The organism is Serratia sp. H1w (assembly GCF_000633355.1).
In the GTDB taxonomy this organism is placed as follows: domain Bacteria; phylum Pseudomonadota; class Gammaproteobacteria; order Enterobacterales; family Enterobacteriaceae; genus Chania.
Genome location: NZ_AYMQ01000101.1, coordinates 1 through 14,380, shown reverse-complemented (window position 1 = coordinate 14,380; position 14,380 = coordinate 1). Strand labels below are relative to the sequence as shown.

Annotated in this window: 11 protein-coding genes and 1 pseudogene; 6 read left to right on the top strand and 6 right to left on the bottom strand. The window is 53.1% G+C overall.

Annotation, left to right across the window (positions count from 1 at the left end):
* Positions 1-775: 775 nt before the first annotated feature.
* On the top strand, positions 776-1,618 hold the full coding sequence (locus U869_RS30185) for a winged helix-turn-helix domain-containing protein (RefSeq protein ID WP_025123895.1): 843 nt from the start codon (positions 776-778) through the stop codon (positions 1,616-1,618).
* Between the two features lie 263 nt (positions 1,619-1,881).
* Here the strand turns inward: U869_RS30185 and caiD are convergent, their stop codons facing one another.
* The 5 genes from caiD to caiT all read right to left on the bottom strand — a co-directional run bounded on the left by caiD (position 1,882) and on the right by caiT (position 8,383).
* On the bottom strand, positions 1,882-2,667 hold the full coding sequence (caiD, locus tag U869_RS0122200; RefSeq protein WP_025123896.1) for a crotonobetainyl-CoA hydratase: 786 nt from the start codon (positions 2,665-2,667) through the stop codon (positions 1,882-1,884).
* Positions 2,668-2,773: 106 nt separating this feature from the next.
* Positions 2,774-4,333: a crotonobetaine/carnitine-CoA ligase gene (gene caiC / locus U869_RS0122195; protein ID WP_025123897.1), complete on the bottom strand. Its 1,560-nt coding sequence runs from the start codon at positions 4,331-4,333 to the stop codon at positions 2,774-2,776.
* A 61-nt stretch (positions 4,334-4,394) separates the two neighbouring features.
* Positions 4,395-5,612 (bottom strand): L-carnitine CoA-transferase, encoded by a 1,218-nt coding sequence (gene caiB, locus U869_RS0122190; RefSeq protein WP_025123898.1) that lies wholly within the window; start codon positions 5,610-5,612, stop codon positions 4,395-4,397.
* A gap of 74 nt (positions 5,613-5,686) precedes the next feature.
* Positions 5,687-6,829, bottom strand: coding sequence for a crotonobetainyl-CoA dehydrogenase (caiA, locus tag U869_RS0122185; RefSeq protein WP_025123899.1), 1,143 nt, complete (start codon positions 6,827-6,829; stop codon positions 5,687-5,689).
* 30 nt (positions 6,830-6,859) lie between these two features.
* On the bottom strand, positions 6,860-8,383 hold the full coding sequence (gene caiT / locus U869_RS0122180; RefSeq protein ID WP_025123900.1) for an L-carnitine/gamma-butyrobetaine antiporter: 1,524 nt from the start codon (positions 8,381-8,383) through the stop codon (positions 6,860-6,862).
* 654 nt (positions 8,384-9,037) lie between these two features.
* On the opposite strand from caiT, the gene U869_RS0122175 reads away from it, so the two are divergent.
* From U869_RS0122175 to U869_RS0122155, 5 genes are all read left to right on the top strand, one after another.
* Positions 9,038-9,811: an electron transfer flavoprotein gene (locus U869_RS0122175; protein ID WP_025123901.1), complete on the top strand. Its 774-nt coding sequence runs from the start codon at positions 9,038-9,040 to the stop codon at positions 9,809-9,811.
* Positions 9,812-9,822: 11 nt separating this feature from the next.
* Positions 9,823-10,764: an FAD-binding protein gene (locus U869_RS0122170; protein ID WP_025123902.1), complete on the top strand. Its 942-nt coding sequence runs from the start codon at positions 9,823-9,825 to the stop codon at positions 10,762-10,764.
* Positions 10,765-10,821: 57 nt separating this feature from the next.
* A complete protein-coding gene (gene fixC / locus U869_RS0122165) occupies positions 10,822-12,114 on the top strand; it encodes an FAD-dependent oxidoreductase FixC (protein ID WP_025123903.1) in 1,293 nt (430 codons plus the stop codon).
* A complete protein-coding gene (gene fixX / locus U869_RS0122160) occupies positions 12,111-12,398 on the top strand; it encodes a ferredoxin-like protein FixX (RefSeq protein WP_025123904.1) in 288 nt (95 codons plus the stop codon). Before fixC ends, fixX begins: the two co-directional genes overlap by 4 nt.
* A gap of 89 nt (positions 12,399-12,487) precedes the next feature.
* Complete coding sequence (locus U869_RS0122155; RefSeq protein ID WP_025123905.1) at positions 12,488-13,804, top strand: MFS transporter; 1,317 nt, start codon at positions 12,488-12,490, stop codon at positions 13,802-13,804.
* A 40-nt stretch (positions 13,805-13,844) separates the two neighbouring features.
* On the opposite strand, the pseudogene U869_RS0122150 reads toward U869_RS0122155, so the two are convergent.
* Positions 13,845-14,357, bottom strand: a pseudogene (locus U869_RS0122150) (alpha/beta hydrolase fold domain-containing protein); the annotation flags it as partial.
* Between the last annotated feature and the right edge of the window lie 23 nt (positions 14,358-14,380).

Genomic DNA, 14,380 nt, shown 5'->3' with positions numbered 1-14,380 from the left:
AACTAATTAGAGGCATTACCCAATGTCGAATTGAATGTCATTATCGATTAGAAATCCATAAAGTCTATTTTCCATATACGTCTCGGATTATTATCCTGTTTTCAGCAACAAAAATAACAAACCTCCATCTTGGTGAGACATTATAGAATCAATTTTCACTATGGCAACAGAGCCACAGCGATCACATTGCTATCTCTCACAGCCCAATAATAGCTATAAATATCGAGAATTCAAACAAAACCAGAGTTTAAAACCAATCAAATCGCGCCTATCTGGCATTTTTGACATCTGATTACTTCACCCATCTTAAGTAGTCATAAAAACCAAAGATAGATAATTATCGACATTAATGACTATCTTAAAAAAACTATCATTAACATTCAACTACATATTAACAACTCCTTCGTTAAGAATTATCTGTCAGATAACATCAATAAAACCCACCTATCGACTAACTCGTCATTACTCCAACTAGCTGAGCTACTTTATCCCTCCCCTGTTGTTGCTGACGAGATAAATACTACCCGTCAGTTGGGATTATTCTCAGTGAAGTAGTTTTAATTATGCTAAAAACGAATAAAAAACATTGATTTCAATTGATTACGAACGATCTTAAGTAAAGATCGCATTATTCTTTGTTTTTCTTAAGCACCCGCTATTCTCATTTAAGAAATCAATGCAATCCATTGAATGTTAAGATAAATTATAAAATATAAGATTTATCACCGCCCCTGCCGTCTATAAACTATACTGTAAACAGCGGAAAGAACCGATAATGAATCAGGGCAATAGATTGAAAAGCAATAAAAAACTCATCATCAACGATACCTTGGTGTACTTGCCTGAGGAACACCGCCTGATCCCGCTTGGAGTTCGGGGGAAAGAGACCGTTTTGAATGTTCCTGCCAGCCGTTGCCTGCAATTATTGCTGAAACAGCCAGGGATCACCGTCAGTCAAGGCGAGTTATTTAGCGAAGTATGGGAAAAAAATGGCCAATATGTCACCGCCAATACTCTCTATCAGAATATCTCTTTACTGCGTAAAGGAATGCGGGAAGCCGGGTTAGCCAAAAACGTGATTAGAACGATCCCCAAGATTGGCGTCGTTTATTCCGGCACGGTTGAGGTCCTGGAAGAAGAAAGCGAAGAAGTGTTTCAGGAAGATAGCGGTAATCAAGCAATAGCGACTCATGAGGTAACACCAACCGCAACTTCCTCCCCCGTCCCCAGCAGCACTTCCTTTAACCAGAAAAAACTGCTGCGCTACGGTTTGTATACCGTATTCATCATTATTATGGTGATCCTGCTCACCAGCAACACGTCGCAAAGTCAGCAGTTTTTCAACACCCACAATCGGGTGGCCGATATCAATCAATGCTCTGTCTATATAGATAGAAGCGATCTGGCAACCAACGTGGAAGGCTATAAGCAGTTTTTAACCGCCAGCAATGTGGTCTGCCATCCGGATGAGTTCGTCTACATTACCCGCCTCCCGGCGAACCAGAGCACCCTGGTGTTATTTTGCGATACCACCGCACAAGGCGATCTGAGATGCTCATCCCGCTTTAAAATCGATAATAAACATGATCCTCTGGCAGGGATCAAACCCGTTAGCTAGCTTAGCGTAAACATTGAAGGACATTCTTTTTGCACCTGGGACACCAGGTATGACAGCGGCTCAGAACATTGTACCGCTGGATGCGGATCCGTTGCCGGCATTCGGGGCAGGTGGCGTAATGGACTGCAAGTAGCGAATCCATAGAGCTCGTTGATGGTTCAACCATGGCGGCGCTATCCAGGCAACTGGATTCGGGTTCCATCGCCTTCTCCTCTCCAGAATATCCCCCAGGCGCGGCTAGTACGCCTGGAGGATCGCGATATTTATCTGCCTTTCCATAGCGGTTGGCGTTTTTCAGCGAAAGCGAGCGGTCCTTCCCCTGCATCTTCAGAATGCAATACCGCAGGATAGTGTTTTAACGCACCGCTGCGGATATGACGATATCCGTCCTCAACCGCCAACGCAGACGTTTCACGCACAATTTCCTTGACTGCGGCCACCGCCAACGGAGCACTGAGGATGATTTGTTGTGCCAGTTCGCGCGCCGTGGCCATCAGCCGATCGCTCTCGACCACCCGATTGACGATCCCCCAGCGCAATGCCTCTTGCGCATCCATGCTACGGCCGGTCATTATCAGCTCATTGGCAATCGCCAGTGGCAGCCGCTTCGGCAGACGCAACAACCCACCGCTATCCGGCACGATCCCCAACAGGCACTCCGGCACGGCAAAACTGGCATTTTCCGAGCAGACAATCATATCCGCCGCCAAGGCCAGTTCAAAACCGCCACCAAAGGCATAGCCATTCACGGCCGCAATCACCGGTTTATCCAGGTCAAACAGTTCGGTCAGGCCGGCAAAACCGCCAGGACCAAAGTCAGCATCCGGTGCCTCCCCTTCCGCAGCGGCTTTCAGATCCCAGCCGGCAGAAAAAAAGCGCTCCCCTGCTCCGGTAATAATTGCCACGCGCAGGTGCGGGTCGTCGCGGAATGCCATAAACGCTTTCCCCATGGCAAAGCTGGTTTGCGCATCAATGGCATTGGCTTTGGGCCGGTCCAAGGTCAGCTCCAGGACGCCACCATTGCGGGTAACCTGTAAAGATCCACTCATATCCATACTCCATTAAAATAGTGATTGGTCAGAGAAAATGGGCAAGATATCCGCTTAATACGCCCCTTGCTCTCCCAGTAAAACAAGCGCTGGCGATCCAGCGCTTTCAACACAGACTTTTTTTGATAATCTTCCCGGAACAACTTCTCGGCAGGCTTTCCTTAAACTCCAGAAACGTCGGCACCTTGAACTTCGCCATATGACCGCCACAGAAATGGAAGAAATCCTCGTCACTCATCTGCGATCCTGGCTCCAACACGACAAACGCTTTGAGTGCCTCATCGCGAATAGCGTCTTTCACTCCGATAACGGCCACTTCCCTGACATCAGGATGACTGGCAATGATGTTCTCGATTTCAGCGCAAGAGATATTTTCGCCACAGCGTTTCACCATGTTGCTACTGCGATCGATGAAATAGAAAAAGCCCTCGGCATCAACGTAGGCATAATCGCCGGTACGCAACCACCCCTCCGGGTGCAACACGCTGGCCGTCGCCTGCGGCTGGTTGTAATACTCCTTGAACAGCGTTTTGCCCGGCACGCCCTTTACCCACAGCTCGCCGACCAGCCCTGTCGCCAGAGGATTGGCGTTTCCATCACGAATCTGGGCCTCATAGCCCATCCCTACCCGGCCAATCGAAGGCCAGCGCCGCTTGTCGCCAGGACGATCGCCAATCAGGCCAACAATGGTTTCCGTCATGCCGTAGGAGCTCAGTAGCCGCACACCAAAGCGCTGCAAAAATGCCTCTTTCTCTGCCGCAGGCAGATTGAGATAAAACAACACATCACGCAGGCAATGCTGCCTTTCCCATGGCATGAGCGGCTGCATCAGCAAGGTTTTTATCATCAGGGGAATACATTCGGTGAGGGTTGCCCGGTAGCGGCAGATCTGCCCCCAGAAGGCACGTGCGCTGTATTTTTCCAGCAACACAAAGGTGGCTCCGACGGTGAAGGTCGGCATGGCAGCAGTACATTGGCAATCAATATGGAAGGCTGGCATTGGCGTCAGATAGACATCATCCTCTCTGAGCGCACATTGCCAGGCGGTGTAATACCCGGCAAACAACAGATTGTAATGGGTGATCACCACCCCTTTCGGCCTGGAGGTGGTTCCAGAGGTAAACAGGATTTCCGCCGTATCCTCCGCCTTCAGCGCCACCACCTGAGTGAGTTGCCGTGGCTGAGCCTGCTTTAGGGGGTGGAAGCACAGCGTTGCCGGCAAAGACGCCCCTTCATCACAGGCATCTATCAGCATGATTTGCCGTAAAGGAGATAGGTTGCCCTGCTCAAGCGGCGCATAAAGGGGATGAAATGCCGCCGCCGTAACCACCAGCCCGACCTGGCAAAGGTTGACAATATAGGCGCTTTCATCATGCAGCAGGTTGGCATTGATCGGCACGGCAATAGCGCCAATCTTGGCCAGGCCGAACCAGCAGAACATGAATTCGGCGCAGTTATGCAGATGCAGAGCAACCTTGTCGCCCTGCTCGACACCCAGCGAAAGGAACAGATTGGCCGTCTGATTGATCTGCTCATTCAGTTCGCGATAGCTATAGCTTGCCGCCGCCCCTTGCTGGTTCTCAACGATCAGCGCCGTTTTATCGCCATAGCAATCCGCCAGATCGTCCCAAGTCTGGCGCAGGTTTCGTTCACCAATTATATCCATCTGCCACCTACCCAATAATACATTGGTTTACCCCCCTGTTATCAGGCAATAAAAATAGCGTTCAGGCCGTCTTGGCCAGACCTTTATCCACCAGTTGCGCAATATCAGTTTCGCTATAGCCGATGTCGGCCAGGATCGCGGCGGTATCCATGCCATGCGTCGGCATACCGCGCCATATCTGACCAGGGTTGTTCTTGAACTTCGGCATCACGTTAGGCCCTTTGCAGCTACCGCCATCGACGGTTTGCCAAGAGGTAATCGACTCGCGAGCAAGGTATTGCGGGTTGTGTTCCAATTCAGAAACGTTGAGTACCTTGGCGCAGGCCACTTTCAGTTCCGCCAGACGTTGCAGCACCTGCTCTATGGTGCGGCCAGCCAAAAACTCATCCAGCCGGGCTTCAATCAATTCGCCGTGAGGGCATTCGACACGATGGATCAACTGCGTTCCCTCGGGAATTTCCGTCGTCCCCAACAGATGTTCGATGCCCATATCCGTGAACATCTGCTGCAGTTGGCTGACCCCGACCAGTTCCATCACGATATAGCCGTCCTGGCATTGATAAAGGCCGCAGCCGGCATAGTACGGATCCTTGCCTTTGGTCATGCGCGGGCACATTTCACCGCCGTTGAAATAGTCCATCATGAAATACTGCCCCATACGCAGCATGACTTCGTACATGGCCACATCGATACTTTCGCCCACCCCGCTCTGCCGCACTTTATGCAGTGCAGCCAATGTGGCCGTAGTGACCGTCATGCCAGAGAAATAGTCTGCGGTATAGGGGAAGGCAGGCATCGGCTGGTCCTTGTCGCCGTTCTGGATCAGATAGCCACTAAAAGCCTGTGCAATGGTGTTATAGGCGGCCAGATTGGTGTATTCCGGCGTGCCATACTGGCCAAATCCGGACAGATGAGCGATCACCAGTTGCTTATTGTGTTGCCACAGCACTTCATCGGTGATGCCACGACGGGAAAAGGCTGGCCCTTTGCTGGCCTCGATAAAGATATCTGTGGTTTCCATCAGCTTCAGGAAAGCCTCACGCCCCTCATCTTTGAAAATATTCAGCGATAATGCGTGCAGGTTGCGGCGCGAAAGCTGGGGATAATTGGGCTGTATCCGAATGGTATCCCCATAGGTGACGTTCTCGATCCAGATCACTTCAGCGCCCCACTCGGCAAGCATCTGACCTGCAAACGGACCGGCGATCTCAATGCCGGAGAAGACCACGCGCAGGCCAGCCAGCGGGCCAAACGTGGGCATGGATAAACGATCTGACATAATATTTCCCTTCTGGTAGCAATCGATTCGCGCCTGCCCTATACCCAAGCAGCACAGGGCAGGCATTTCGCCAATTAACGGTATTTTTTCAGTACCGCACGGCCCAGAGTGAGGATCTGCATTTCGTCCGAGCCTCCAGACACGCGATCCACACGCAGGTCGCGCCAGAAGCGGGTGACCCGGTGTTCACCGGCAATGCCGATCCCGCCCAGCACCTGCATGGCACTATCCACCACCTCAAATGCGGCATTGGCGCAATAGTATTTGCACATGGCCGCATCGCCGGAGGTCATCAGGCCGTTATCACTCTTCCAGGCCGCCTCAAACAGCATATTTTTCATGGCATTAAGCTTGATGGCCATATGGGCAAACTTTTCCTGGATCAGCTGGAAACGGCCGATGGCTTCACCAAACTGCACCCGCTGATTGGCATAACGTGCAGCATCTTCGAATGCGCAGTAGGCCGTCCCATAGTTGGTCAGTGCCACGATAAAACGTTCGTGATCAAACTCTTCTTTCACCCGGTTAAAGCCGTTGCCCTCACGGCCAAACATGTCTTTCTCTGTCAGTTCGACATTGTCGAACACCACTTCGCAGCAGCTGTCCATGCGTAGCCCCAGCTTCTCCAGCTTGTTCACCTTGACACCCGGCAGGCTCATATCGACAAACCACTCGGAGAAAATCGGCTTGTCTGGCGAAGCCGCATCGCGCGCCATGGCCACCAGATAAGGGGTATAAGCACTGCTGGTAATGAAACATTTACTGCCGCTGAGGTAGACCTTGCCCTCTTTGCGCGTATAAGTGGTTTGCAGGCCCCCCACATCAGAACCCGCGCCCGGTTCGGTGATCGCCGAGTTCCACATCTGCTTTCCGGTGCCACGGAACGCCATAATCTTGTCAATCTGTTCGGCCGAACCTTCACGCAGTACCGTGTTAAAGCCGCCTGGCAATTGATAAAGCACATAGGTAGGTGCCCCCAGCCGCCCCAGCTCTGCCCACACCGCAGCCAGAGTGACAAAACCCGCGTCCAGCCCGCCCTGATCCTCCGGTAGCAGCAGGCCATCGATCCCCATATCAGCCAACGCTTTCACAAACCGCTCCGGGTATTCGCTGTTGCGATCGCATTCGGCAAAGTAGGCTTCCCAGTTTTCCTGCGCCATCAAATCGCGAATACCGGCAACGAATAATTCCTGTTCGTCATTCAGTGCAAAATCCATATTTCAGACCTCGTAGTTGTATTGAAAGGATCAGTATTTCCAGTGCGTGGCTTTAGCATCTTTCAGGAAAGACACCGTGATCAGAATGTTGACGAAGAACAGTGGACATCCCCCGGCGATGATCGCCGTCTGAATCGGTTTCAGACCGCCAAGTGACAGCAGAATGATGCCGATAATCCCCACCAGCACCGACCAGCCAACACGCACCCACACCGGCGGTTCCTCGTTGTGATTGACCTCTCGGCAGGTGGACATCGCCAGGGTGTAGGAACAGGCGTTAATCAAAGTCACGGTGGCGATAAAGCACAAAATAAAGAACGCCCACATCGTGACGGTGCTCATCGGCAAGGCCGCCCAGGTTTCGATGATGGCGCGGGCTACTCCGCGGGTTTCGATGGTATGTGGCAGATCGACCAATCCCTTGTTCATCAGTGACAGGGTGTTACTGCCCAGAATGGTCCACAGCAGCCAGGTTGAAGCCGTCAGCCCCCCTACCATGCCCAGGCAGAGTTGACGAACGGTTCGCCCCTTGGAGATCCGAGCCAGGAAGATGCACATCTGAATGCCATAGACGATCCACCAGGCCCAATAGAAGACGGTCCAGGATTGAGGGAAGCCGCTCTGGCCCACCGCATCGGTATAGAACAGCATGCGGCCGACGTTCATCAGCAGCACCCCGACCGAATCGGTGAAGTAGTTTACGGTGAAACTGGTCGCGCCGATGATCAGCACCCAGGCCAGTAGGAGCAGACTCAGGTAGTTGCGCACATCGCTGGCTACTTTCACCCCTTTTTGCAGGCCAAAGGCAACACAGACGGCGTTAAACACCACCCAGCAGGCAATGATCAGCGCATCCAGTTCCAGCGTATGAGGAATGCCGAACAGGTAGTTGATACATTCCGTCACCAGGGGGGTCGCCAGGCCCAAGCTGGTGCCCATAGCCAGGATCAACGCCACCAGGTAGAGGTTATCCACCACGGTGCCCAGGATCCCCTTGCAGCGCTTCTCACCAAACAAGGGAACTAAGGTGCCGCTTGGGCGTACTACATTGATTTTGCGCACAAACAGGAAGTAGCCGAAAGCCACCGCCAGGAAGCTGTAGGTCGCCCAGGGCAGTGGTCCCCAGTGGAACAGGCTGTAAGCCAAACCCAGTTCCTTGGCCGATTTTGAGAACGGCACCAGATCAAATGGCGGTGAGGAAACGTAGTAAAAAATTTCGATGGATCCCCAGAACAACACCGCCGCAGAGGTGCATGAGGCAAACATCATGAAGATCCAGCTCAGGGTGCTGAACTCCGGTGGCTCATCTCCCAGGCGGCGGTGGGAAAATGGCCCAAGCACCAGCCAGAACCAACCGGCAAACATCACCACCATATACCACTCGAAGGCCCAGCCCCATTGGTAGGTGATATAGTTAAATACCGCATTGATAACCGTGTTTGCCGCGTCTAAATCGCGCACGGTCAGGTAACAAAGCAACGCCACGATAATCAAAGACGGGAAAAAGACTTTGGGCTCAATCCCTATTTTTCGTTTGCTGGTTTCAGTCTTCATTTACATATCTTCCCTCATGGAAAGGAAACCCTCGCCATGACAATGTTTAGTGTAGAGTTTCCGAATAAGCATCAGCATTCCAGCCAAAATCAAACCGGCACCGCGCGATGCAAATACTTTCAGGCAATAAGAAAAGCAGAATCGATAAAAATTAACTCTCTTTATCCATGAGCAAAGTAAAATACCAGTGATTAATTTGTGTCCTTATAATGAAATCTGCGTCTTTAACAATCCGTGATCTAAATCAAATTATTTCCCGACTTATTTGACCCACAGCCGACCACCCGGTTAATCGGTTGACGCAACCTAAATTTACATCAACAAAAACAATAAATTAAAAAAATTAACATGAAATCCGGCAATGTAATCGCACTGCAACACCTTCAATATTGGTGATCCAGGTATTATTTCTCCCAGAGTAATCATGGTATTTCTATTGCTATTACAATGATTGCCTGCACAGAGAAAATGGAAAAATAGGTTTAATGATGTCAAGGTAAATACCCTATCGTTTTATTTATCCATCATTGCAACAAATTATTCACAATAGCCATTGTAAAATAAAGCCGTTAATTACTCTGCTGAGAACGTTTTGTTTTATGACGTGCTAGCTCTAAAAACCAAAGAAAATCTTAAATTGCTTCGGAGATAGTGATGAAGATAATTACCTGTTACAAGCTCATCCCCGAGGAGCAGGATATCACGGTGAACAGTGATGGCTCTCTGAACCTCAGCAAGGCGGATGCCAAAATCAGCCAGTTCGATCTTAACGCCGTTGAAGCTGCCAACGCGTTAAAGCAGCAATATGATGATGTACATGTTGTCGCCATGAGCGTCGGTGGTGAGGCCTTGGCCAATGCCAAAGGGCGTAAAGACATCCTGTCGCGCGGGCCTGATGAACTGGTGGTGGTGTGCGATGCCGGTCTGGAGGGCTTGCTGCCTCAACAGACCGCCAGCCTGCTGGCTGCGGCAGCGCAAAAAACCGGCTTTGACCTGATCCTGTGCGGTGATGGTTCTGCCGATCTCTATGCCCAGCAGGTTGGGCTGCTGCTAGGCGAAGCACTGGGTATCCCGGCGATCAACGGAGTGAGCCGTATTCTTGGCCTCAGAGGCGACCAGCTACAGGTCGAGCGCACGTTGGAGGACGAGATAGAAACCCTCAGCTTGACCCTACCTGCCGTAGTCGCCGTCTCCACCGATATCAATGCCCCGCAAATCCCCTCAATGAAGGCCATCCTGGGTGCCGCCAAAAAGCCGGTTCAGGCCTGGCAACGTAGCGAACTGCAGTTGGAAGAGTGCAGTCCTTACACCTCGTTGGTCAGCGTGCAGGCACCACAACAGAAAGCACGTGCCCGGATCATTATCGAGGGTGATGGCGAAGAGCAAATCGCCGAGTTTGCAGAATACCTGCGCAAAGTAATCAGTTGATTGGGGATATGATGAGCAAATATTCAACCGTTTGGGTGTTTAGCGACACCGAATCTCGCTTGGCGGAACTGCTGGGCGCGGCACGTCATCTCGGTGAACGAGTGCATGCGGCCATTCAGGGCGAACAGCAGGCCGCACTGGCTTTCCGGCTGGGTGCCGATGCCGTCTATGATCTGGGCCCCGTGCCGACGGAACGCCTGATAGAAGACTATGCCGACACCATCGCACTGGCAATCCGTAGCCATAGCCCACACGCCCTGTTGCTGTTGCCCACGACCCGGCGCGGTAAAACCCTGGCGGCTCGTATGGGAGCCCGCCTGAACGCCGGGGTGGTGAACGATGCCGCCGAGTTACTGGTGGCAGATCAGCAGCCGGAGATCACTCATATGGTCTACGGCGGATTGGCTTTCGGTAAAGAGCAGGTCCACACCGCCTATGCCGTGGTCACCCTCGGTAGCGGCGTGTTTACTGCCGCGCAGGAAGACGACACACTCACTGGCACAGCTACCGCCCTAGATTTCATCGCTCCCTCTCACGCCATCAGTTGCATAGCTCGCCGAGCCAAACAGGGTGAGAACGTCAATCTGGATAAGGCACGCCTGGTTGTCAGCGTTGGACGCGGTATCGGCAGCCAGCAAAATATCGGCCTGGCCGCGGCCCTCAGTCAGGCTATGGGCGCAGAGCTGGGATGTTCGCGCCCGGTAGCCGAAAACGAAAAGTGGATGGACCGGGAACGCTACGTGGGGATTTCCGGCATCATGATCAAACCCGAGCTTTATCTGGCGCTGGGCATTTCCGGGCAGATCCAGCACATGGTGGGGGCCAACGGCGCTCAGACGCTGATGGCGATCAACAAGGATAAGAACGCACCGATCTTCCAATATGCCGACTATGGGATCGTCGGCGATCTGCTGAAAATCGTTCCTGCACTGACGGAAACCCTGAAACGCTAACGCAATGGTGGAGCTGTTCGCAGCTCCTCGCGTTGTTCTTGCCAATCTGGAGACACCATGTCTGAAGATGTATTTGACGCAATTATTGTCGGTGCGGGCCTGGCCGGTTGCGTAGCGGCACTGGTACTGGCGCGCGAGGGCGCTGACGTATTGGTGATTGAACGCGGCAACCACGCCGGGGCCAAGAACGTTACCGGTGGCCGCCTGTACACCCATAGCCTGGAACGTATTCTGCCCGGCTTTACCACACAAGCCCCGCTCGAACGCCGCATCACCCGCGAGAAGGTCTCCTTCCTGACCGAAGAGAGCGCCGTTACGCTCGATTATCACCACGCGCGCGATGAACAGCCCCTGCAAGACTCCTATTCGGTATTGCGAGCCAAATTTGATCCCTGGTTGATGGCTCAGGCCGAAGAGGCCGGCGCTCAATTTATTCCCGGTATCCGGGTCGATCGTCTGGTGCAACGTGATGGGCAGGTGGTGGGCGTCGAGGCCGATGGCGACATCCTGGAAGCGCGAAGCGTGATCCTGGCCGAAGGGGTTAACGCCCTGCTGGCCGAGCAACTGGGCATGCTGAAACCACGGGTGCAGGCCAAGTCGGTGGCCGTCGGCGTCAAAGAGCTGATTTCACTGCCGCGCGAGCTGCTAGAGGCCCGCTTTAATCTGGAAGGCAACCAGGGGGCCGCGTGGTTATTTGCTGGCACCCCGACCAACGGGCTGATGGGCGGCGGCTTTCTGTATACCAACGGAGAAAGTTTGTCCCTTGGCCTGGTATGCGGCCTGCAACATATCGAACAGGCGGGTAAATCGGTCCCGCAAATGTTGGAAGACTTCAAACGGCATCCGGTGGTTCGCCCGCTGATTGCCGGTGGCAAGATGCTGGAATACGCCGCGCATGTGGTGCCAGAGGCCGGGATCCATATGCAGCCTCAGTTGGTGGGCAACGGCGTGTTGATCGCAGGCGACGCCGCAGGTATGTGCCTGAACCTGGGCTTCACCATTCGCGGCATGGATCTGGCCATCACCTCCGGCGAAGCGGCGGCACGCGCGGTGCTGGCGGCCAAAACCCAGGATGACTTCAGTGCCCGTGGGCTACAAAGTTATCTGCAACTGTTGGATGAACTGCCGGTGATGAAGGATTTGCGCCATTACCGCAATATGCCAGCGATGATGGAAAATCCCCGCCTGTTCAACAACTACCCGCAGATGGCTGCCGATATCATGGCCGACCTGTTTACCATCGATGGACAGCCCCCTCAGCCGTTACGCAAAAAAATCCTGCGCCACTGCAAGAAAATTGGCTATCTGAACCTGCTTAAAGATGGGATTAAAGGAGTCAGCTCACTATGAATGAACCCGTCAATGTCGACGTCAAACTGGGCGTCAACAAATTCCATGTGGATGAAGGCCACCCACACATCGTCATTCGCCAGCATCCGGATATGGCGGCTTACCGCATCCTGACGCTGGCCTGCCCTGCCGGGTTGTACAAACTGCAGGACGACGGTTCCATTCGTTTTGATTATGCCGGCTGCCTGGAGTGCGGTACCTGCCGTATTCTGTGCCGCGATTCGGTGCTTGAGGAATGGAACTATCCACGTGGCACTTTCGGTATTGAATACCGCTATGGCTAACATCGGGGTCACCGCCGTTCCCAGTGTCCATTGTGCCGGTTTCCCGCCCAGGCGGGATTTGCGTTGTTACCCAAACTGAAGTCAACACCATGCAACAGCCAATCAGATTCGATAACATTCATTTTACCTCGGTACACCGCAAGATCATGCTATGGGGCAGCGGTGGCCCCTTCCTTGACGGCTATGTGCTGGTCATTATCGGCATTGCGCTAGAACAGCTGACCCCAAAACTCCAGCTGGATGCCAACTGGATCGGCTTGGTCGGAGCCGCGACGCTGGTCGGCCTGTTTATCGGCACCTCGCTATTTGGCTATATTGCAGATCGGCTTGGGCGTCGCCTGATGTTCATCATTGATATCGTGGCCATCGGCGTGATCTCTGCGGCTACCATGTTTGTGTCCTCGCCGCTGGAACTGGTGATCCTGCGTTTTCTGATCGGTATTGTGATAGGGGCCGACTACCCGATTGCCACTTCGATGATTGCCGAATTCTCTTCCACGCGTCAGCGGGCCTTTACCATGGGGTTTATCGCCGCCATGTGGTATATCGGCGCAACCGCCGCCGATCTGGTGGGTTACCTGCTGTACGACGTTGTGGATGGTTGGCGCTGGATGCTGGGCAGTGCGGTGATCCCTTGTCTTGTCATCCTGCTGGGGCGTGTCGATCTGCCCGAGTCTCCACGCTGGTTGATCCGCAAAGGGCGGCACGCTGAATGTCAGGCGTTGATGATCAAACTGTTTGGCCAGCCGGTAACCTTTGATCACGAAGAGGTGCAAGAAACCCGCTACAGCCAACTATTCACCCGCCGCCATCTCACTTCAATTCTGTTTGTCGCGGTCATCTGGACCTGTCAGGTGATCCCCATGTTTGCCATTTACACCTTTGGCCCGCAGATCATTACCCAGCTTGGGCTGGATCAGGGCAAACAGGCAGTATTGGGTAACGTGATCATCAGCCTGTTCTTTATGATCGGCTGCATTCCTGCCATGTTCTGGCTCAACAGCATTGGCCGTCGTCCCTTGCTGATCGGCAGTTTTGCCATCATGACCCTGGCGTTAGCGGTGCTGGGTCTGGTGCCACAGCCGGGCATTATATTGATCGTGGCAGCCTTTGCCCTGTATGCCTTTTTCTCTGGCGGCCCCGGGATCCTGCAATGGCTCTATCCTAACGAACTGTTTCCTACCGCCATTCGTGCTTCGGCGGTGGGGGCCGCGATGTCACTCAGCCGGATTGGTACCGTGATCTCAACTTACGCATTGCCACTGTTCATGTTGCAGCATGGGATCTCGACGACCATGTTGGTCGGCGCCGGGATCTCGCTGTTTGGTATGGTGGTTTCAATATTGATCGCCCCTGAGACCCGCGGACTTTCGCTGGAGAAAACCAGCCAGATGGAACTGTACTAGGGGGCCCCCTCTGCTACATAGAGGGGTACCCCTGGTTTTTCTACAATTGGGCACGGAAGAAATCAGCACCATCACGCAAGGCGCGATCGGCACTGGGCATCATGCGAGAGTAGTGCAAAAAGGCATGCAGGGTTCCGGGATAAACCTTGTAACGACAAGGCTGATGATGTTCACGCAAGGTTTGATACAGCGCCAAGCTATCATCGATCAACGGATCAAACTCGGCCGCGACAATAAAACAAGTGGGCATATTGCGGGTCAGGTCGTTATTAAACAGGCAATAGTAAGGGGATTCGCGATCCGCCGGGCTGGCCAGATAAGTCCGCTGATAATCATCCAGATCCTGGCGGGCCAAACCATCCCAGGAGCCGCCATACAAACGCCGGCTCGCGGAATCCTGCAGGCCATACAGACCATAATAAAGCAAGACGCCTGTTACCTGACCACAGTGAATGTCACGATCGCGTAACCATAAAACCGTAGCCAGCGCCAACATGGCCCCGGCGGAGTCACCAGCAAAGCCGATATTCGCCATCGATAACTGATAATCGTCGGGGTAATGCCTCTAATTAGTTG